Below are 18804 nucleotides of genomic sequence, written 5' to 3' on the forward strand. Positions count from 1 at the left end.
CGCTACTGGGGTCGGCCGCAGGGCTGGGCGCTGCGGCCGTACTCATAGAAGCCTTGAATACCTTCCAACAACGGTATGTGCCGTCGCCTCCACCGATGCTGTTTGTCCTCCCATGGGACGTCGTTGCGGTCATCGTGGCGGTGCCGCTCCTGGCGATGGCCGGGGCCGGGCTGCTGACGAGGTCCAGATTGCCCATTGAGCGGAGGCTGTAGTCCACGGCATCATGTGCGACATGCCTCTGCAGCGTCTCGCGCGACACCTCGGTCACCGGGCCTGGTTTGTCAAGCTGGGCAAGGCCATCGTCCCCTTCGACAGGGCCATGGCCAAGCTCACCGGTGGCCGGGTGGTCGCGCTCGGGGTGGTGCCCTCGCTGATCCTGACCACCACCGGGCGCAAGTCCGGGCTGGCGCGCTCGCAGCCGCTGGCCTACGTGCCCGACGGCGACGACATCATCCTGATCGGCTCCAACTGGGGCGGCCCCAACCATCCCGCGTGGTCGGGCAACCTCATCGCCAACCCGGCGGCGAAGGTCAACGTCAAGGGTCGCGAAAAGTCCGTCACCGCAAGGCTTTTGACCGGTGCGGAGCGCGATGAGGCGTGGCGATTGGCCGTGCAGGTCTGGCCGCCCTATGCCACTTACGAGAAGCGATGCGCACCCCGGGTAATCCGCGTATTCAGGCTAACCACCGGCTGACCAGCTCCCGCTCAAACGCCATCACCCGCGACACCGCCTCGTCGGGGCTGGCCCCACCCGCGGCCAGCATGCCCCAGTTGCCCGGCACCGTGCTCACCACCTCTGCGCCGGGATGGGGCACCGCGCGCAGCGTGCGCAGGTCGGCCTCGATGGACGGCCGGAACACCTTGGTCGCGGCGTAGGGCACACCCGTGCGGTCGACATACCGGCGCAGATATTCGGCCCCGTGCGAGGAGAGGTTGGGGTCCTGAAGGGCCGCAATGCCTTTCGCCACGGCGAAGTCCACTCCGCCCGTGACCAGCTGGGCGCCGAGCGCCTCCTTGAGCCGGGCTACCGTGTCCCGCACCGAGTCGTAGATCCGCGCGTTGAGCCCGAGCCCGATCCACCCATCGCGGTCGAGATAAACGTTGCCCTGCCAGTTGGTACCCTGCGTCAGCTGCAGGGTCACGCCATCGGCCAGCCCGCCGTGCCTGATGTGGGCCGACGGGGCGACCGGCACCCGCTGCCCGCCCACGGCAACGGTGTCGTAGGAGACGTTCTCCTCCATGATGAACAGCTCGTCGAAGTCGCGGTGCTCCTCGGCGAACCGGCGCAGCGCCGCCTCGTCCGTGATGTCGAACCCGATCACGATGCGCGCGCCGCCCCCACCCCGGCTCGCCTTGATGCAGGCCCTGTCCAGGAGGTGCCGCTCGCGCATCAGCCGCGCCGAGAGCAGCAACTCCTCCGGTTGCGCGGCGTCGAACGCGTACCCGGGGAGCCGCTCGTAATCCAGCCCGAGCCGACGCCGCATCGGCGCGAGCCCCGGCTCGTCGGCCGCATCGACGATGGCCGCATCCCAAGCACGCGGATAGATGGGCGCCTTGGTGTTCCAGTAGGACGAGACCTCCGGGGAGTTGGCATCGGTGTAGATGACTTCGATCCCGGCCAGCCGCCGCAGATAGAGCAGCGCAATCTGCAGCTCGAGATCCAATGAATACAATTTGATTTCGGTACCGGGAACGGCCTCCAGCGCATCGGCCAGCCTCCGCACCGCGGGCGCCTCGGGTCCACTTCGGACCATGGTCTGCAGCAGCGCCTGCGACAGGTAGTAGTACTCCTCCCCGGGCACCACCACCGCCTCGACCCCAGCCTCGCGCGCCGCCGCCAGCCAAGGCTCGGTCCGCCCCACCACCAGATCGCCTGGCTCGGCCAGCGTGACCGCACGGGTCTCCATGTAGGTCGCCGTATCTTCGGCCACGCCGGTGTGCGCGTACTTGTCCAGGTCTCCCTGCAGGTTCCGGAGCACCGGGGTGGCGCTATGGATCACGATGCACGGCGGCGCCTTACCGTCGCTTGTGGACGTTCGCAGCCGGCGTTGCGCCTCCAGCGGCACCTCGGCCGTCGAGAGGCCGAGCAGCCGTTGCGCCGCCACCTCGATCTCGTCGGCGGCCAGCTCCACCATTCCCGTGTGAAAGCCCGTCAAGCTGTGTTGACCCCTATCAATGAGCCGATCAGATAGGTGGCGGCCGCCGCGGCCGCACCCAGTGCGAGCTGGCGCAGCCCGCTGAGCAGCCACGATCGCCGGGTGAACCGAGATGTGAGGGCGCCCGCGATAAACAGCCCCAGCCCGCCCACGCCCAGCGCGAGCCACAGCGAGTCGCTGCCGAACAGGTAGCTGACCAGCGGCACGAAGGCGCCGACCGAGAAGCACAGGAACGACGAGATGGCCGCCAGCCACGGGCTCGGCCGCGCATCCGGGTCGACGCCCAGCTCCTCCTGCACATGGACGCGCAGCGCCTCGTCGGGGTTTTGCTTGAGCTCATCGGCCACCTGCCGGGCCAGCTCGGGCGGCAGGCCGCGCTCGATCCAGCGGTCGGCGAGCTCGCGCGCCTCCGCGACCGGGTTGCGGCTCAGCTCCCGGCGCTCCTTGGCCACCTCGGCGGCCACCTGCTCGTTGGCCGCCCGCACGCTGGTGAACTCGCCCAGCCCCATCGATATCGCGCCGGCGACCAGGCCCGCCGCCCCGGTGAGCACGATCACGTGCCGGCTCACGCCACCGCCGCCGACGCCCGCGATCAATGCGATGTTGGTGACGAGTCCATCCATGGCGCCGAACACGGCCGGGCGCAGCCACCCGCCGGACACGTCCGTGTGCTCGTGCTCAACGCTGCCGGCGCCATGGCGTCCCTCCACCGCGCTCCGCGGCGCATGCCCCTCGATTCCCTCAGGCAAGCCCTCACTCATAGGCGTCCCTCCGCCGCGCCACGCGGCGCATGTCCTCCGACTCGCTCGGGCAGGTCCTCGCTCATGGCAACGTCAGGATCTCGTGTCCCGTCTCGGTCACCACCACAGTGTGCTCAAACTGGGCCGTCCATTTGCGGTCTTTGGTGACAACGGTCCACTTGTCGGGCCAGGTGTCGTAGGCGTGCGTGCCCAGCGTGATCATCGGCTCGATGGTGAAGGTCATGCCGGGCACCATGGTCGTGGCCGAGTCGGGGCTGTCGTAGTGCGGGATGAACAGTCCACTGTGGAATGCCTCGCCGATGCCGTGCCCGCCGAAGTCGCGCACCACGCCGTAGCCGAAGCGCTTGGCGTAGGACTCGATGACCCGCCCGATGACGCTGATCGGGCGGCCGGGCGCGACGGCCTTGACCCCGCGCATCATCGCCTCGTGGGTGCGCTCGACCAGCAGCCGGGCCTCCTCCGAAACGGAGCCCACGCAAAAAGTCGCGTCGGTGTCGCCGTGCACCCCGTCCTTGTACGCCGTGACATCGACGTTGATGATGTCGCCTTCCTCGATCACGGTCGAGTCCGGGATGCCGTGACAGATCACCTCGTTGAGGCTGGTGCAGCACGACTTCGGGAACGGCGGCGCGTTACGGCCCGGGTAGCCCAGCGTCGACGGGTAGGCACCGTGGTCGCACAGGAACTCGTGCACCACCCGGTCGATCTCGTCAGTCGTGACGCCGGGCTTGCAGTGCTCGCCGGCCAGCTGCACCGCCTGGGCGGCGATCCGCCCGGCCACGCGCATCTTCTCGATCGTCTCGGGCGTCTGGACCGACGACCCTTCCCAGCGGGCCGCCGACTTGCGCCCGACATATTCGGGCCTCGGAATGGTTGGCGGCACCTCCCGCCATGGCGAAATCTTCCCCGGGGTCAACGCAGTACGCACCGTCATACACCCGACTCTACTTGCTCTCCCCCTCCCGCGTTGATCATGAACTTAAGTCCATGTTCAGCGGTGTGTCGCCACACCAACTTCATGATCGACCCACCATGGTTGATCATGAATTTATGGTGGTGACACGCCGTCGAACATGGACTTAAGTTCATGATCAACGCGGGAGGTCAAACGGTGACGAGGGCGCTTCTGGCCGATTTCATTCGGGCGGCCGCTTCGACCAGTGCGGTGAACAAGGGGGTCGACATGTCCTCCGGGTGCCACTGCACGCCCACCGCGAACGGGTGGTCGGGGTGCTCCAGCGCCTCGATGAGATCGTCGTCGGGGCACCACCCGGTCGGCACCAACCGGCCCGGGTCGGACACGCCCTGGTGGTGGTAGGAATTGACGATCGCCTCCGGCCCGAGCAGCTCACGGCAGCGCGACCCGGTCGCGAAGCGCACGGTGTGCTCCGTGTAGACCTTCGCGGGGCCCGGCTGCCGGTGCCGGTCGTGCCCCAGCACATCGGGCAGGTGCTGGAACAGCTTGCCGCCGCTCGCGACGGCCATCACCTGCATGCCGCGGCACACGCCGAGCAGTGGCACGCCGTTGCGCAGCGCCTGGCGCGCCAGTGGCAGCTCGCCCGCGTCGCGCTCGGGGCACGTCCCGCCGAGATTGGGCGACGGCGCTTCGCCATAGCGGTACGGCTCGACATCCGCACCACCGGCGATGATCAGACCATCGAGCGCCTCCAGGATCTCCACCCCGCCGTCTGGTTCGGGTGGCACGAGGACCGCGCGACCACCCGCGGAGCGCACCTGCTCCACGTAGGTCCACGGCAGCACTGCGCTGACGGTGTCGTACACGGAAAATCGGGTCTCGTCCAAATAGGTCGTGATCCCGATCAACGGCCTGTTCACATCGCTCACAACGGCGTCACGTATGCCCCGGTAATGCCTCCGTCCACGACGAACTGCGAGGCGGTTACGAAAGAAGAATCATCACTGGCGAGGAACGCTACCGCCGCGGCGATCTCCTCGGCCTCGGCGAAACGGCCCATAGGCACATGGACAAGTCGTCTAGCCGCTCGCTCGGGGTCTTTGGCGAAAAGTTCCATCAGCAGTGGGGTTGCCACTGGTCCCGGGCACAATGCGTTGACCCGGACGCCCTGTCTGGCGAACTGCACACCGAGCTCCCGGGTCATCGAGAGCACGGCCCCTTTGCTTGCGGTGTAAGCAATCTGACTCGTCGCCGCACCCATTAGGGCGACAAAGCTGGCAGTGTTGATGATCGATCCCTTGCCGGCCGCGAGCATGTGCGGAAGCACGTATTTGCAACACAGGTAAACGCTCGTGGCGTTGACGCGCATCACACGTTCCCACGCGTCCATCCCAGTATCCAGGATGGAATCATCGTCGGGCGGCGAGATCCCCGCGTTGTTGAACGCGATGTCGACCCGGCCCAGCCGCGCGACGACACCGTCATAGAGCTCCCTGACCTGCTCTTCATCGGAGATGTCGCACCGGACGAAGTCGCCGCCGGTCTCGTTGAGATCCACGCTCACCACATGCGCGCCCTCGGCGGCGAACCGCTTGACCGTCGCCGCACCGATACCGGAGGCCGCCCCTGTGACGACGGCCACACGGCCCTCCAACCGACGCATCTCTCACACCTCCGTGCTCAGGAAGACGTTCTTCGTTTCGGTGAACGCCAGCGGGGCGTCCGGGCCGAGCTCGCGCCCTAGGCCCGACTGCTTCACCCCGCCGAACGGCGTCCAGTAGCGCACCGAGGAGTGTGAGTTGACGCTCAGCACACCCGCCTCGACGGCCCGTGACACGCGCAGCGCACGGCCGATGTCACGGGTCCAGATCGAGCCGGAAAGCCCGAAGGGCGTGTCATTGGCCAGGCGCACGGCTTCGTCCTCGGTTTCGAAGGGCATCACCGAGAGCACCGGCCCGAACACCTCTTCATTCCAATGCCTGTCGGAAGGTTGTGCCCGCAGAACCGTGGCGGGAAACCAGAAACCGGGTCCCTGCCTCCGCTCGCCCTGGATCAGCGGCTCGTCCACATAGGACGCTACATGTTCCCGGTGTTGCGCCGAGATGAGCGGGCCCATGTCCCGCCAATTGAGAACCTGCGGCCGGAGCAATTCCAAAAAACTCATCGTGTACCGAGCTTTCGACCAGTAACCGCGAGCGCGCGCAGCAGTCCTGCCCCGCGTTGTCGAACACGGCCCCGGGCAGCGCGGCCGCGGCCTTCTCCAGGTCGGCATCGGCGAACAGCAGCGTGGCCGACTTCCCGCCCAGTTCCAGCGTCACACGCGTGAGATCCCGCGCGCACGCCGCCATGATCTCCTTGCCGACCTCGACCGACCCGGTGAAGCAAATCTTGCGCACCAACGGGTGCGCGACCAACTCGCGCCCCTGCACACTGCCCTGCCCCGGCACGACCTGCAGCACACCCTCCGGAAGCCCCGCCTGTAGGGCAAGCGCCGCGATGCGCAGAGCGGTCAGCGGGGTGAGCTCGGCCGGCTTGACCACGACCGTGTTGCCCGCAGCGAGTGCCGGCGCGAAGCCCCAAGCGGCGATGGGCATGGGAAAGTTCCACGGCACGATGACCCCGACCACGCCCATCGGCTCATGAAACGTGACGTCCCACCCGCCCGCCACCGGGATTTGCCTGCCGCACAGACGTTCCGGCGCGCCCGCGTAGTAGTCGAGCAGATCGCGCACGTTGCCCGCCTCCCAGCGGGCATTGCCCGGGGTGTGCCCGGCGTTGCGCACCTCGATGTCGGCGAGCTCGTCGAGGTGACTGTCCACAACGGACGCGAACCGGCGCAGCAGCCGTGCCCGGTCTCCCGGCGACACGCGCCGCCAGCTGTCGAAGGCGCGATGCGCCGCGGCCACCGCCTCCGGAACCGATCCCGGTTCGACGACCGCGATCTCCTCCTCTGTGGCCGGATTGATGATCCTCACAGGCGCTCGAACCCCCGGATCAGCTCCCAATCGGTGACGGCCGCGTCGAACGCGCTGATCTCGACCTGCGCCGCATGGGCGTAGTGCGCCACCACGTCCTCGCCGAACGCGGCCGACGCCGGCTCGGACGCCCGCCACAGGCTGAGCGCGTGCCGCAGCGTCGACGGGATGCGCCTGGCCGAGGTGTCCACATATGCGTTGCCCTCGAACGCGGGCTCAAGCGTCAGCTCTTTTTCGATGCCGTGCAGCGCGCCCGCGACGAGAGCAGCGATCGCCAGGTACGGGTTCACGTCGCCGCCCGGAGCGCGATGCTCCACGCGCAGCGAGCTGTCATGCCCGACCAACCGCAGCGCGCACGTGCGGTTGTCGCGCCCCCACCGCAGCGCGGTCGGCGCGAACGATCCGGGCTGATAACGCTTGTAGGAGTTGATGTTCGGCGCATACAGCACGCCGAACTCGGCCGTCGTCGCGAGCAGCCCGGCCAGCACCTGTTCGCCGACCCGCGAGAGCGCGCTGCCCGATGCCATGACCGGCCGACCGTCGCCGTCGCGCAGCGAGAAGTGGATGTGGCACGAGTTGCCCTCGCGCTCGTTGGGCTTGGCCATGAACGTCAGCGAGCACCCGTGCTCGGCCGCGATTTCCTTGGCGCCGTGTTTGTAGATCGAGTGGTTGTCGGCCGTGGTGAGCGCGTCGGTGTAGCGGAACGCGATCTCGTGCTGGCCTAGGTTGCACTCGCCCTTGGCGCTCTCGGGCTCCAGACCGGCGCCGGCCATGCCGAGCCGGATCGCACGCAGCAGCGGCTCCACCCGCGTGGTGCCCAGCAGCGAGTAGTCCACGTTGTAGCCGTTGGCCGGAGTGAGCCCCTGATAGCGCATGCGTTGCGCTGCCTCATAGGTCTCTTCGAAAACCACAAACTCCAATTCGGTACCGACGAAGGCCTGCAGCCCGTGGCCGGCCAAGCGATCCAGCTGCCGCCGCAGCACCTGGCGCGGGGACTGGTTCACCGGCGTGCCGTCGAGCCACGTCACGTCGGCGAGCACGAGCGCCGTGCCGGGCAGCCACGGCACGGGACGAAGTGTGCGCATGTCGGGCTTGAGCGCGAAATCGCCGTAGCCCCTCTCCCACCCGCTGACGGCGTAGCCCGGTACCGGAGTCATCTCGACGTCGACGGCGAGCAGGTAGTTGCAGGCCTCGCTGCCATGGCGCAGCACCTCGTCCAGGAAGTACTTGGCGTGTAAGCGTTTGCCCTGCAGCCGCCCCTGCATGTCGACCATCGCCAGGATGACCGTGTCGATCTCACCGAGCTCGACTCGCGTGCGCAACTGCTCCGCCGACCACATAAGTGATCTGTCTACCGGGTGGGCGTCATGTGAGTCAATTGCTCTCCGGCGCGGTCTCGGTGGCCTTGGCCGATCCCTTGGCCGATCCCTTGGCCGGCGTGGGCGCGGCCACGGTGGTGCCGAGCCGGTCCCACACCATCCCGAGCTGATGTGACATCGCACCGGCGACGCCCGGCACGAGCGGCAGCACCCAGTCGGCCACCCACCCGGTGTGCACCACGTTGAGCACGACCACCGCGGCCAGCGCGGCGCCGAGCCCCTGCACCATCCCCCGCCAGGCGGCCCGTCCGGAGTAGACGATCGCGGCCCGCTTCGCCGCCCTCTCGTGCATCTTGGGAAAGCCGGACACCGCCTTGGCGTCGCGGCGGCCGAAGTTGAAGCCGGCCACGATCAGCGTCGCGGCACACCCGATGACCACGGCCGTCAGACTGTTACGCGTAAGGAGCATCACGAGGGCGGCAGCACCCCCGCCCACCGCCAATGCCACAAGAGCTCGGATCCACTCCTGCTTCTCTCCGGGATACCAGTAGTACTTACTTGTATTGTCGGAGAGCTGCTTAACAATCCGCCCCATCCGGCCGACGCTCCTTCGTTACGCTCCGTAACGATGTTAAAACAGGACGGTGGCGAAAGTGCCGACTCGACGAAAGCCGAGACGTGCATAAACCCTGCGTGCGGGGGCATTGAAGGCGTTGACGTAGAGGCTCACTGTGGGTGCATGCCGGCGCAGCGCCTCTCGCACAATCGTGGCCAACCCAGCGCGGGCGATGCCCCGGCCGCGCCACTCCGGATGCACCCAAACCCCTTGTAGCTGCACGGTGTGCCGCGTGATGACGGCCAGCTCGGCCTTGAACACCACGCGCCCGTCGATCACGCGGGCGTAGGCGCGGCCCCGCTCGACCAGCTCGCGCACGCGCACGCGATATCCCCGCCCGCCGTCGTCGCCCAGCGGCGAGACGCCCACCTCTTCGGTGTACATCGCGACCGACGCGGGAAACAGCAGGTCTACTTCGTCCGGCCGGATCGGACGCACCAGCGGGTCGCCCCGGTGGGCCGGCGGTGTATCGATAAGCATCAGCGGCTGCTCCTCGCGGACCGCGCGCTCCGGGCCCCAGCTCGGGCGCAACCGGTCCCACAGCCCGAGCACCCCGTCGGCCGGCCCGACCAGCGACGCGCACACCCTCGGCCAGCCGCTCACCAGATCGGCGAACGCGGCGATCGCCGCCGGCTCGACCCCGATCGGTGTCACCTGCCCGCCGCACCACAGCAGCGACTCGATGTGGCGCGGGGTGCCGCCATAGCCGAACAGCCGCCCGTCGGCACGCCAGCCGAGCCCGTGCGCCGCCACGCGCTCGGCGATCTGAGCGGAGGCAATCGGATGGGCGCCGAGCACCCGGTCGACCGCAGCCCGGTCTGCCTCCCGCAGCTGTCGCACCGGCACGGTGAGCATGCCGCCCAGCCTAGTTCGCCGCTGCGAGAGATCTCAGACGGTTCCCGGGTCGCTCTTGCCGTGCGATGCGTTGCCGATATATCGTTAACCCATCGCCGATAGGCAGACGATAGGAGAACGACATGTTGAGGAATCACCTGCGCGAGCATCGCCGCCGCGCCTTCGGCTTCGATCCCGGCTGGGAGCGGGGCCATCGCCATGGCCACGGTCGAGGCCGTGGGCGCCGGGGTGACACCCGCGCCGCGGTGCTCGGCCTGCTGGTCGAGCGCCCGATGCACGGCTACGAGATGATCTCCGAGCTGGAGCAGCGCACCGGCGGGGTCTGGCGGCCCAGTCCGGGCTCGATCTACCCGACGCTGCAGTTGCTTGAGGACGAGGGCCTGATCGTGAGCGAGCAGTCCGAGGGACGCAAGCGCTTCACGCTCACCGACGCTGGGCGCGCCGAGGCCGAAGGTGCCGAGCGGCCGTGGCGCGGCCTCGACGAGAGCCGCATCTCTGAGATGCAGGCGTTCCGTGAGGCCGGGTTCGGCATCATGCAGGCGCTGCGCCAGGTGGGCATGACCGGCAACGACGACCAGCGCCGCCAAGCCCTGGAAGTGCTCAACGAGACCAAGCGCAAGCTCTACGCCATCCTCGCCGCCGAGTGAGGGCGGGTGAGCAGTGCTAGCGCCGCTGCCACCACTGCACGGACAGGTCGGCCAGGCGCCGCACCTCACTGTCCGGATCGGACTGGGCGGCGGCGCGCAGCACGGGGATGACACGCTCGCCGGCTTCACGACCGAGGTCCGGCTCGCCGAGCACGATGACGGCGTGCTTGCGCACCACCACGTGCGGCGAGCCGACGCCCCGCACCGCCTCGCCGACCTCCGATGGCGCGATGGCGCAATAGCTCCGGCCCGGCGCCAACTCCTCCGCGACATCGGGGGCCGCTTCGGGGTACCGGATAAGAAAATCTTCTAAGGGTTGGTAGTTGAGCGGGATGGGGTGCACGTCGCTGTCCCGAAACGAGGTGAAGGGCGCCGCGACCGCCACCGCGAGGGCCTGTCGCGAGAGCCGGGACTCCAAGGCCAGCACCAGATCGAGGCGGCCCAGCCGGGCGAGGGCGCGGCACGGCCACAGCTGAGCCGGGCTGTCGCGTTCGGACTTCGCGACCGCCGTCGACAACGCTTCGAGCACCAGCGGATCCGCCACGCCGACCTCGGCCAGCAGCCTGGCCGCGTACCACGCCCGATCATGCCGCGACAGCAGGGGCAGCAGTGCCGGGATGGCCGCAGAACCGAAGCCGCGCAACGCATTCTCCGCTTCCTCGGAGTTGATCGGGCCGTCGAACCGGCCGAGCCGCGAAGCGTAGTAGGTGATCTGCTCGGCCGGCGCCAGCCCGGCAAGGCGCACCCGTTCCGCCTCCGCCGCCACGACCTCTGGGAACAGCTCCTCCACCTGGGCCGGGGTCAGGCAGCGGCGCAGCGTCTCCTCATATCGCTCATAATCGATGAGATAGACCGGAACGCCGAGGCGCTCGCCCGCCCGATGGCAAATTCGCACCAACGCGTCCTCATAACGCGTGAGGACGGCATCCCAGTGCTCGATCCTGCCCGAGCATGCCTCGGCGGTCAGCGCATCCATCAACGCCTCGGGCGCCCAGTCATCCACCATGGACTCGGACTCGGCACTCGGGCCCAGGTAGGGCGCAGTGATGACGCCTGCTTCATCGCTACATGGATCGATGAGTGCGACCGCTCGCCACTGGAGGTCAGCGACCTCAGTGACGAGCGCGTCGCACAGCTCGGCCTCGAACCGATCCCAGTCGAACACCGGACAACCATAGCGACGGCTAGGCCGGGACGAGTTCCCGTTCCTTGGGTTTTTCCGGCGCGACTTCGTCCTCGTCGAGCATCGTGGATTCGTCGAACGGGTTGTCCCCGCTGAGCACCGACTTGGCCCGCTCCCGGTCGAACTCGCCGGTCCATCGTCCGATCAGGACGGTCGCGACCGCGTTGCCCGCGAAGTTGGTCAGCGCCCGCGCCTCCGACATGAACCGGTCGATGCCCACGATCAGGCCCACGCCGTCGACCAGATCGGGGCGGTGGCTCTGCAGTCCCCCGGCCAGCGTGGCCAGGCCCGCGCCTGTGATCCCGGCCGCGCCCTTCGAGGCGATCATCATGAACAGCAGGAGCGAGATCTGCTCGCCCACCGACAGCGGCTTGCCCATCGCGTCGGCGACGAACAGGGCAGCCATCGTCAGATAGATCATCGTGCCGTCGAGGTTGAACGAGTACCCGGTCGGCACCGTGATGCCCACGACCGGCTTGCTCACACCCAGGTGCTCCATCTTGGCGATAAGGCGCGGCAGCGCGGATTCCGACGACGATGTGGACAGGATCAGCAAGAACTCGCGGGCCAGATAGCGCAGCAGTGCGAACAGCGAGACCCCGGTGACCAGGCGCAGCAGCGGCCCCAGCAACAGGAAGACGAACACGACGCACGTCAGGTAGAAGCCGAGCATGATCTGCGCCAGGCTGATCAGCGCGTCGACCCCGGTCGCGCCGACCACCGCGGCCATCGCGCCGAAGGCACCGATCGGGGCCAGCCACATGATCATGGTGAGCACCTTGAACACCAGCCGCTGCAGCACGGCGACCGCGCGCTGCACCGGTTCGCCCTTGGGGCCCATGGCCTGCACGGCGAAGCCGACGAGGAGCGACACGAGCAGCGTCTGCAGCACCTTGCCATCGGTGAGCGCCGACAGCAGCGAGGTCGGGATGATGCCGAGGATCATGTCGGTGGCGCTGCCCGCCTCCGACGCGCCCGATGCGGCGCTCTGGCCCGCCGCGGCGGCCTTCTCGGTGAGGTTCAGGCCGGAGCCGGGGTGGATAAGGTTGCCGACCACCAGGCCGACCGCCAGAGCGATGATTGACATGACGATGAAGTACCCGAGGGCGAGCCCGCCGACCTTGCCGACCTTCGCGGCCTGGCGCACGGATCCGATCCCGAGCACGATGGTGCAGAAGATGATCGGGCTGATCATCATCTTGATCAGCGCGACGAACCCGGTGCCGAGCGGCTTGAGTCCGGTCGCGAAGCCGGGCGCGAGCAGTCCGACGGCGATGCCGCCGAGGACGGCCACGATCACGGCCAGGTACAGGTAATGTGTCCGGTCCCGCCTGCGAGTGGGGACGGAGGCGATGGTGTCCATGGCACAGACTGTGGCGTGGGTCTCACCGGAAGGCAGCCTTGTGTTCATAGAGTTCATCGATGCGTAGGAGCATCGCGGGCCAGCTGTTCCTCCTGCAGGTGCTGGTGGTGACGTTGTTGGTCGCGGCGGGCACGGCGGCCGCGGTCGCGCTGACCCGTGCCCACGCGCGGGAGTCGGCCGGCGATGAGGTGCGAGCGGTGGCCGAGACCGTTGCGCGCTCGCCCGTGGTGCTCGAAGCGCTGCGGGCACCCGACCCGAGCACGCTTTTGCAGCCCTATGCCGAGTCGGTGCGAGCGGCGACGGGCACGGACTTCGTGGTCGTGATGTCGCCGGAGCGGGTGCGCTACAGCCATCCCGACCCCGCGCAGATCGGGCAGCGGTTCATCGGCACGGTCGCCCCCGCGCTTGCGGGTGAGTCGTTCACCGAGGTCTACACGGGCACACTGGGCGAGTCGGTGCGCGCGGTGGTGCCCGTGCGCGACGAGCGGGGCGCCATCATCGGGCTGGTGTCGGTCGGGATCACCACGGAGGCGATCAACCGCAAGCTGCTGGCGCAATTGCCGATGATCCTGGGAGCGACCGTTGCCGCGCTCGCGCTCGCGGGGCTGGGCTCGTGGGCGCTTTCGAGACGGTTGCGCAGGCAGACGCACGGCCTGGGGCCGGCCGAGATGACGCGCATGTACGAGTACTACGACGCCGTGCTGCATTCCGTGCGCGAGGGGCTGGTCGTCATCGGGCGCGATCAGCGGATCGAGCTGATCAACGACGAGGGGCGGCGACTGCTCGGGCTCGGCGACGCGCCGGTCGAGCGGCTGGAACTCCCGCCCGCGCTGCGGGAGCTGAGCACGGCCGAAGACGTGTTCGTGCTCGCGGGCGACCGCACGCTCGTGGCCAACCAGCAGCCGACCGTGTTCGAGGGGCGCCCGCTCGGTTCGGTCGTGACGCTGCGCGATCACACCGAACTGCGCGCGCTGACCGGCGAGCTGGACTCGGTGCGCGGGCTCACCGACGCGCTGCGCGCCCAGGCGCACGAGTCGGCCAACCGCCTGCACACCGTGCTCACGCTCGTGGAGCTGGGTCGCACGGATGAGGCGGTGCGGCTGGCGACCTCCGAACTCCAATTGGCGCAACAGCTCACGGATCGCGTGGTGGGTGCCGTGCGCGAGCCAGCGATCGCCGCACTCCTGCTGGGCAAGTCGGCGCAGGCCGCCGAGCGCGGTGTGGAGCTCGTCATCGAGCCGGAGTCGCGTTTGGACGGTGAGCGGATCCCGAGCCGGGATCTGCTCACGGTGGTCGGCAATCTGGTGGACAACGCGCTGGAGGCGGTCGCGGGCACGCCGATGCCAAGGCGTGTAAGCGTTCTCGTGCGTTCCCAGGCCCGCGAGGTCGTCGTCCGCGTGTCCGACAGCGGGCCGGGCGTCGACGCCACCGAGGTCCTCCAGCGTGGTTGGACCACCAAGCAGCCGGGCCGCGGGCTGGGCCTGTCGCTGGTGAGGCAGGTGGTCGCGCGATACGAGGGAAGCATCCAGATCAAGAACGAGGGCGGGGCGGTGTTCACGGTGAGGCTGCCAACATGATCAAGGTGCTGGTCGTCGAGGATGAGCCGTTGCTCGCGGCGGCGCACAGCGCCTACACCAAGCGGGTCCCCGGTTTCGAGGTGGTGGGCGAGGCGCACACCGGCCAGGAGGCGATGGCGCTGCTGCGCCGGACCGAGGTGGACCTGATTTTGCTGGACTTCAACCTGCCCGACATCCACGGGCTCGACCTGTGCCGGGCGCTGCGCGCCGCGGGCCACGGCACGGATGTGCTCGCCGTCACGTCGGCCCGTGATCTGGAGATGGTGCGCGCGGCCGTCTCCTTGGGAGTGACGCAATACCTGTTGAAGCCGTTCACCTTCGCGGTGTTCCGCGACAAGCTCGAACGCTACGCCGACTATCGCGTGCAGCGCGGCGAGGTGGCAGCGCAGCACCAGGTGGACCGCATGCTCGCCGCGCTGCGCGGGCCCACCTCCGACACGCTGCCGAAAGGCCTTGGCACGGAAACGCTTGACGCGATCGTCGAGGCGCTGCGCGCCGAGCCGGGCCAGTCGGCAGCCGAAATCGCTTCGCGCACCGGCACTTCGCGCGTCACCGCACGCCGCTATCTGGAGCACCTCGTCGAAACCGGCCGCGCCACCCGCGCATCACGCCACGGCGGCGCGGGCCGCCCCGAGGTCGAATATCGCCCCGTCCTCAGCGGCCGGTAACCCTCCCTCTCCCCGTTCCCTCTTCGCATCGATCATGGACTTACGTCCGTGCTCGACGGGAAGGAGAGGGGGCTGTCGTCAGTGGACGGTGACGACTGGCTTCTCGGTGGCGTCGTCGAGGTCGATGCCCATTTCGGCGGCGATCTTCAGCGCCTCCTCGACCAGTGTTTCCACGATGAGCGCCTCCGGCACGGTCTTGATGACCTGACCCTTGACGAAGATCTGGCCCTTGCCGTTGCCCGACGCCACGCCGAGGTCGGCCTCGCGCGCCTCGCCCGGTCCATTCACGACACAGCCCATCACGGCCACCCGCAGCGGGGCCGGGAACCCGTCGAGGGCCGCGGTCACCTGCTCGGCCAGCGTGTAGACGTCGACCTGCGCGCGACCGCAGGACGGGCACGACACGATCTCCAGGCCGCGCTCCTTGAGCCCCAACGACTCCAGGATGGCGTTGCCCACCTTGATCTCCTCGACCGGCGGGGCCGACAGCGACACCCGGATGGTGTCTCCAATGCCTTCCGCGAGCAACGCTCCAAAAGCGACAGATGATTTGACGGTACCCTGAAAGGCCGGCCCTGCCTCGGTGACGCCCAGGTGCAATGGGTAGTCGCACTGCTCCGCGAGCTGGCGATAGGCCCGGATCATCACGACCGGGTCGTTGTGCTTCACGCTGATCTTGATGTCGCGGAAGCCGTGCTCCTCGAACAGCGAGCACTCCCACAGGGCCGACTCCACCAGAGCCTCCGCCGTTGGCCTGCCGTATTTCTCAAGCAGCCGCTTGTCCAGCGAGCCCGCGTTGACGCCGATCCGGATGGGCACGCCCGCGTCCGACGCGGCGCGGGCGATCTCCTTCACCTTGTCGTCGAACTGCTTGATGTTGCCCGGATTGACCCGCACCGCCGCGCAACCCGCGTCGATCGCGGCGAACACGTATTTCGGCTGGAAGTGGATGTCGGCGATCACCGGAATGGGTGATTTTTTCGCGATGGCGGGCAGCGCCTCGACGTCGTCGGCCGACGGCACCGCCACCCGCACGATCTGGCACCCGGACGTCGCCAGCTCGGCGATCTGCTGCAGGGTGGAGTTGACGTCGGCGGTGAGCGTGGTCGTCATGGACTGCACCGACACCGGGGCTCCGCCGCCCACCGGCACACTGCCCACCATGATCTGGCGGGACTTGCGCCGGGGCGCCAGCTGCGGGGCGGGCGCGGCCGGCATGCCAAGATTGATCGCGGTCACGGTCTCACTCTCATCGGGGACATCACCGGAAGATGGTGATCGGGTTGACGATGTCGGCGGTAACGGTTAGTAGTGTAAAGGCGCCGAAAATCAGGATCACCGTGTAGGTGAGCGGCATCAACTTGTAGTAGTCCACACGCCCCGGATCGGGCTTTCGCAACCGAGCGTAAATCCAGGAGCGAACCTTCTCAAACCATGCAATGGCGATATGCCCGCCGTCAAGGGGCAAAAGCGGCAGAAGGTTGAACAGGCCGACAAACATGTTCAGCGATCCCGCGATCATCCAGAAGCTCGGGTATTCCTCGGCCTCCACCAGCTCGCCCGACAACCGGCTCGCGCCGACCACGCTCAGCGGGCTCTCGGGGTCACGCTCGCCCCCGGTGATGGCGGTCCACAGACCGGGGATCTTCTCCGGAAACTTCTTGATCGACGTGAGCACGCCCTTGAACACCGTGCCCATGAGATCACCGGCGACCGGGATGGCCTCGAACGCGTTGTATTCGACCGTCGCGGGATAGGCCGGGTCGTGGCCCAGGCTCACACCGATCGCGGAGACCTTGACCAGCTTGCCGTCGACCGGCCGCTCCACGGTCGTCGGGCTCACCTGCACGACCACCTGCTGCCCGTCGCGCAGCACGGTGAACGGGGTCGGCTGGCCGGCCGGGAGCGCACGGATGACCGACACCATGTCCATATATTTGGTGATCGGTGTCGATCCCACGGCGAGCACCTTGTCGCCGGTCTGCAAGCCCGCCGCCTTGGCCGGACCGGCCGGATCGCTTGCGGTGCAACCCTTCTGCAGATCGGCGGGCTGCACGCAATCGATGACCCGGATGTAGGGGTCCTCGAAGTTAAGCGCCGGGTTGGCCATCGCCGACGTGGCCGCGACCCCCCAGAAGATCAGGAAGGCCAGGATGAAGTGCACGATCGAGCCTGCGGCCAGCACGATGGTCCGCTTCCACACCGGATGGCGCCACATCGCCTTCTCATCGGACGCGTCCTCGTCCTGCGGCGTCATGCCGACGATCTTCACGAACCCGCCCAGCGGGATGCCCTTCACCCCATATTCGGTCTCGCCCCGCCTGAACGACCACAGGGTCGGGCCGAACCCCACGAAATAGCGGGTGACCTTCATGCCGAAGGCCTTGGCCGTGCCCATGTGACCCGCCTCGTGCAGGGACACCGAGATCAGGATGCCCAGCGCTCCCGCGATGAGACCGAGGATGTAGGCCATCAGTCGCCCTTCTGCTCAATCAGCTCGTGTGCCCGGCGGCGCGCCCATGATTCGGCCGCGAGCACATCTTCGACCGTACCCGGTTCGCCAAAGCCGGGTTCGGCGGACAGGATCTCCGCGACAGTGTCGACGATCGCCAAGAATGGCAGCCGTCCCTGAGCGAAAGCTGAGACACACTCCTCATTGGCCGCATTGAAGATCGCGGGCTGGCAGCCGCCCGCGCGCCCGGCGCTCTTGGCCAGCTCGACGGCCGGAAACGCCTCGTTGTCCAGCGGCCGCAACTCCCAGTTGTGGGCAAGCGTCCAGTCCACCGCCGGCGCGGCATCGGGCACGCGATCGGGCCAGCCCAGCGCGAGCGCGATGGGCAGGCGCATGTCGGGCGGGCTTGCCTGGGCCATCGTGGACCCGTCGACGAACTCGACCAGCGAGTGCAGCACGGACTGCGGGTGCACCATGACCTCTATGTCGTCGTAGGACACGCCGAACAGCTCGTGCGCCTCGATCACCTCCAGCGCCTTGTTGACCAGCGTCGCCGAGTTGATCGTGACCACCGGGCCCATGTCCCACGTGGGGTGCTTGAGCGCCTCCTCGACCGTCACATTCGCGAGTTCCTCACGGCGGCGGCCCCGGAACGCGCCCCCACTCGCGGTCAGAACCAATCGGCGGACCTCTTTCGGGGCACCGGATAGAAGGCACTGGAAGAGGGCGGAGTGCTCGCTGTCGACCGGCGTGATCTGGCCCGCCTTGGCTACCCGGCGCACCAGCGGGCCACCGGCCACGAGCGACTCCTTGTTGGCCAGCGCGAGCCGACGGCCCGCGCGCAGCGCGGCCAGCGTGGGCGCGAGGCCCAGCGACCCGACGACCCCGTTGAGCACGACATCGCACGGCCACTCGGCGAGCTCGGTCATGGCCTGCGGCCCCGCGAGGATCTTGGGGATGCGGAACTCGCCCGTGGCGTAGCCCCGCTTGGCCGCCTCGGCGTAGAACGCCAGCTGGAGATCCTGCGCGGTGCTCGCCCTGGCCACGCCGACGGCCTCGACGCCCAGCTCCAGGGCCTGCGCGGCGAGCAGCTCCACGTTGCCGCCACCCGCGCCGAGCGCGACCAGCCGGAAGCGGTCGGGGTTGCGGCGCACGATATCGATCGCCTGCGTGCCGATTGAACCAGTCGAGCCGAGAAGAACTATGTGCGCCACGCGCCTATTGTCTGTCATTCCTGCTCCCGCTAAAGCAAGTCCGCAGGCTGGCCACCCCAGACGTCGAACCGGAGCTTCGCGCTCACAGCCGCCCCGCCTACA

18 protein-coding genes and 1 pseudogene are annotated in these 18804 nt (G+C 68.2%); 5 read left to right on the forward strand and 14 right to left on the reverse strand.

Translation table 11 applies throughout. The features are described from left to right. A partial coding sequence (locus DM816_RS43695) for a hypothetical protein (RefSeq protein ID WP_211588635.1) occupies nt 1-212 on the forward strand: 212 nt, incomplete at its 5' end. 20 nt (nt 213-232) lie between these two features. Further along, nucleotides 233-694, forward strand: a complete 462-nt coding sequence (locus DM816_RS10690) for a nitroreductase family deazaflavin-dependent oxidoreductase (RefSeq protein WP_117210003.1) — start codon at nt 233-235, stop codon at nt 692-694. Here DM816_RS10690 and DM816_RS42405 read toward each other — a convergent pair. The 9 genes and pseudogenes from DM816_RS42405 to DM816_RS10735 form a co-directional block, all read right to left on the reverse strand. Beyond that, nucleotides 675-2156 carry a hypothetical protein gene (locus tag DM816_RS42405; RefSeq protein ID WP_162907330.1) on the reverse strand — a complete coding sequence of 494 codons (1482 nt, stop codon included), beginning with the start codon at nt 2154-2156 and terminating at the stop codon, nt 675-677. The two genes, DM816_RS10690 and DM816_RS42405, sit on opposite strands and share 20 nt — an antisense overlap. Then, nucleotides 2153-2917 carry a VIT1/CCC1 transporter family protein gene (locus DM816_RS10700; RefSeq protein ID WP_117210004.1) on the reverse strand — a complete coding sequence of 255 codons (765 nt, stop codon included), beginning with the start codon at nt 2915-2917 and terminating at the stop codon, nt 2153-2155. Before DM816_RS10700 ends, DM816_RS42405 begins: the two co-directional genes overlap by 4 nt. A 61-nt stretch (nt 2918-2978) precedes the next feature. After that, nucleotides 2979-3851 carry a type I methionyl aminopeptidase gene (gene map / locus DM816_RS10705; protein WP_117210005.1) on the reverse strand — a complete coding sequence of 291 codons (873 nt, stop codon included), beginning with the start codon at nt 3849-3851 and terminating at the stop codon, nt 2979-2981. 170 nt (nt 3852-4021) lie between these two features. Then, a complete protein-coding gene (locus DM816_RS10710; protein WP_342768693.1) occupies nt 4022-4753 on the reverse strand; it encodes a gamma-glutamyl-gamma-aminobutyrate hydrolase family protein in 732 nt (243 codons plus the stop codon). 5 nt (nt 4754-4758) lie between these two features. Next, nucleotides 4759-5496 carry a 3-oxoacyl-ACP reductase gene (locus DM816_RS10715; protein WP_117210007.1) on the reverse strand — a complete coding sequence of 246 codons (738 nt, stop codon included), beginning with the start codon at nt 5494-5496 and terminating at the stop codon, nt 4759-4761. 3 nt (nt 5497-5499) lie between these two features. Then, nucleotides 5500-6808: pseudogene (locus DM816_RS10720) on the reverse strand (aldehyde dehydrogenase family protein). Further along, on the reverse strand, nt 6805-8148 hold the full coding sequence (locus DM816_RS10725; RefSeq protein WP_117210008.1) for a glutamine synthetase family protein: 1344 nt from the start codon (nt 8146-8148) through the stop codon (nt 6805-6807). Before DM816_RS10725 ends, DM816_RS10720 begins: the two are co-directional and overlap by 4 nt. Nucleotides 8149-8182: 34 nt before the next feature. Continuing rightward, nucleotides 8183-8722 carry a hypothetical protein gene (locus tag DM816_RS10730; protein WP_117210009.1) on the reverse strand — a complete coding sequence of 180 codons (540 nt, stop codon included), beginning with the start codon at nt 8720-8722 and terminating at the stop codon, nt 8183-8185. A 36-nt stretch (nt 8723-8758) separates the two neighbouring features. Continuing rightward, nucleotides 8759-9598 carry a GNAT family N-acetyltransferase gene (locus DM816_RS10735; RefSeq protein WP_117210010.1) on the reverse strand — a complete coding sequence of 280 codons (840 nt, stop codon included), beginning with the start codon at nt 9596-9598 and terminating at the stop codon, nt 8759-8761. Nucleotides 9599-9720: 122 nt separating this feature from the next. On the opposite strand from DM816_RS10735, the gene DM816_RS10740 reads away from it, so the two are divergent. Next, complete coding sequence (locus tag DM816_RS10740; RefSeq protein WP_117210011.1) at nt 9721-10245, forward strand: PadR family transcriptional regulator; 525 nt, start codon at nt 9721-9723, stop codon at nt 10243-10245. Between the two features lie 16 nt (nt 10246-10261). Here DM816_RS10740 and DM816_RS10745 read toward each other — a convergent pair whose 3' ends face one another. Continuing rightward, nucleotides 10262-11410 carry a hypothetical protein gene (locus tag DM816_RS10745; protein ID WP_117210012.1) on the reverse strand — a complete coding sequence of 383 codons (1149 nt, stop codon included), beginning with the start codon at nt 11408-11410 and terminating at the stop codon, nt 10262-10264. Between the two features lie 19 nt (nt 11411-11429). After that, on the reverse strand, nt 11430-12791 hold the full coding sequence (locus DM816_RS10750) for a cation:dicarboxylate symporter family transporter (RefSeq protein WP_117210013.1): 1362 nt from the start codon (nt 12789-12791) through the stop codon (nt 11430-11432). Nucleotides 12792-12850: 59 nt separating this feature from the next. Between DM816_RS10750 and DM816_RS10755 the strand changes: the two genes are divergently transcribed. Then, a complete protein-coding gene (locus DM816_RS10755; protein ID WP_117210014.1) occupies nt 12851-14368 on the forward strand; it encodes a sensor histidine kinase in 1518 nt (505 codons plus the stop codon). Beyond that, nucleotides 14365-15036: a response regulator gene (locus DM816_RS10760; protein WP_117210015.1), complete on the forward strand. Its 672-nt coding sequence runs from the start codon at nt 14365-14367 to the stop codon at nt 15034-15036. The genes DM816_RS10755 and DM816_RS10760 overlap by 4 nt, the downstream gene beginning before the upstream one ends. A 78-nt stretch (nt 15037-15114) precedes the next feature. Here DM816_RS10760 and ispG read toward each other — a convergent pair whose 3' ends face one another. The 3 genes from ispG to dxr are packed head-to-tail and all read right to left on the reverse strand — an operon-like array spanning nt 15115 to nt 18702. Further along, nucleotides 15115-16275, reverse strand: coding sequence for a flavodoxin-dependent (E)-4-hydroxy-3-methylbut-2-enyl-diphosphate synthase (gene ispG / locus DM816_RS10765; protein WP_117210016.1), 1161 nt, complete (start codon nt 16273-16275; stop codon nt 15115-15117). Nucleotides 16276-16297: 22 nt separating this feature from the next. Then, complete coding sequence (locus DM816_RS10770) at nt 16298-17509, reverse strand: M50 family metallopeptidase (protein ID WP_117210017.1); 1212 nt, start codon at nt 17507-17509, stop codon at nt 16298-16300. Continuing rightward, complete coding sequence (dxr, locus tag DM816_RS10775) at nt 17509-18702, reverse strand: 1-deoxy-D-xylulose-5-phosphate reductoisomerase (protein WP_246001837.1); 1194 nt, start codon at nt 18700-18702, stop codon at nt 17509-17511. Before dxr ends, DM816_RS10770 begins: the two co-directional genes overlap by 1 nt. Between the last annotated feature and the right edge of the window lie 102 nt (nt 18703-18804).

The sequence above is a fragment of the Allorhizocola rhizosphaerae genome (assembly GCF_003426775.1).
GTDB lineage: Bacteria > Actinomycetota > Actinomycetes > Mycobacteriales > Micromonosporaceae > Allorhizocola > Allorhizocola rhizosphaerae.

Bases quoted from the DNA above. Each gene is read 5' to 3' on its own strand.
- DM816_RS10690 (WP_117210003.1), top strand. From the start codon at position 233: ATGCCTCTGCAGCGTCTCGCGCGACACCTCGGTCACCGGGCCTGGTTT.
- DM816_RS10700 (WP_117210004.1), bottom strand. From the start codon at position 2,917: ATGAGTGAGGGCTTGCCTGAGGGAATCGAGGGGCATGCGCCGCGGAGC.
- map (WP_117210005.1), bottom strand. From the start codon at position 3,851: ATGACGGTGCGTACTGCGTTGACCCCGGGGAAGATTTCGCCATGGCGG.
- DM816_RS10715 (WP_117210007.1), bottom strand. From the start codon at position 5,496: ATGCGTCGGTTGGAGGGCCGTGTGGCCGTCGTCACAGGGGCGGCCTCC.
- DM816_RS10725 (WP_117210008.1), bottom strand. From the start codon at position 8,148: ATGTGGTCGGCGGAGCAGTTGCGCACGCGAGTCGAGCTCGGTGAGATC.
- DM816_RS10730 (WP_117210009.1), bottom strand. From the start codon at position 8,722: ATGGGGCGGATTGTTAAGCAGCTCTCCGACAATACAAGTAAGTACTAC.
- DM816_RS10735 (WP_117210010.1), bottom strand. From the start codon at position 9,598: ATGCTCACCGTGCCGGTGCGACAGCTGCGGGAGGCAGACCGGGCTGCG.
- DM816_RS10740 (WP_117210011.1), top strand. From the start codon at position 9,721: ATGTTGAGGAATCACCTGCGCGAGCATCGCCGCCGCGCCTTCGGCTTC.
- DM816_RS10750 (WP_117210013.1), bottom strand. From the start codon at position 12,791: ATGGACACCATCGCCTCCGTCCCCACTCGCAGGCGGGACCGGACACAT.
- DM816_RS10755 (WP_117210014.1), top strand. From the start codon at position 12,851: ATGCGTAGGAGCATCGCGGGCCAGCTGTTCCTCCTGCAGGTGCTGGTG.
- DM816_RS10760 (WP_117210015.1), top strand. From the start codon at position 14,365: ATGATCAAGGTGCTGGTCGTCGAGGATGAGCCGTTGCTCGCGGCGGCG.
- DM816_RS10770 (WP_117210017.1), bottom strand. From the start codon at position 17,509: ATGGCCTACATCCTCGGTCTCATCGCGGGAGCGCTGGGCATCCTGATC.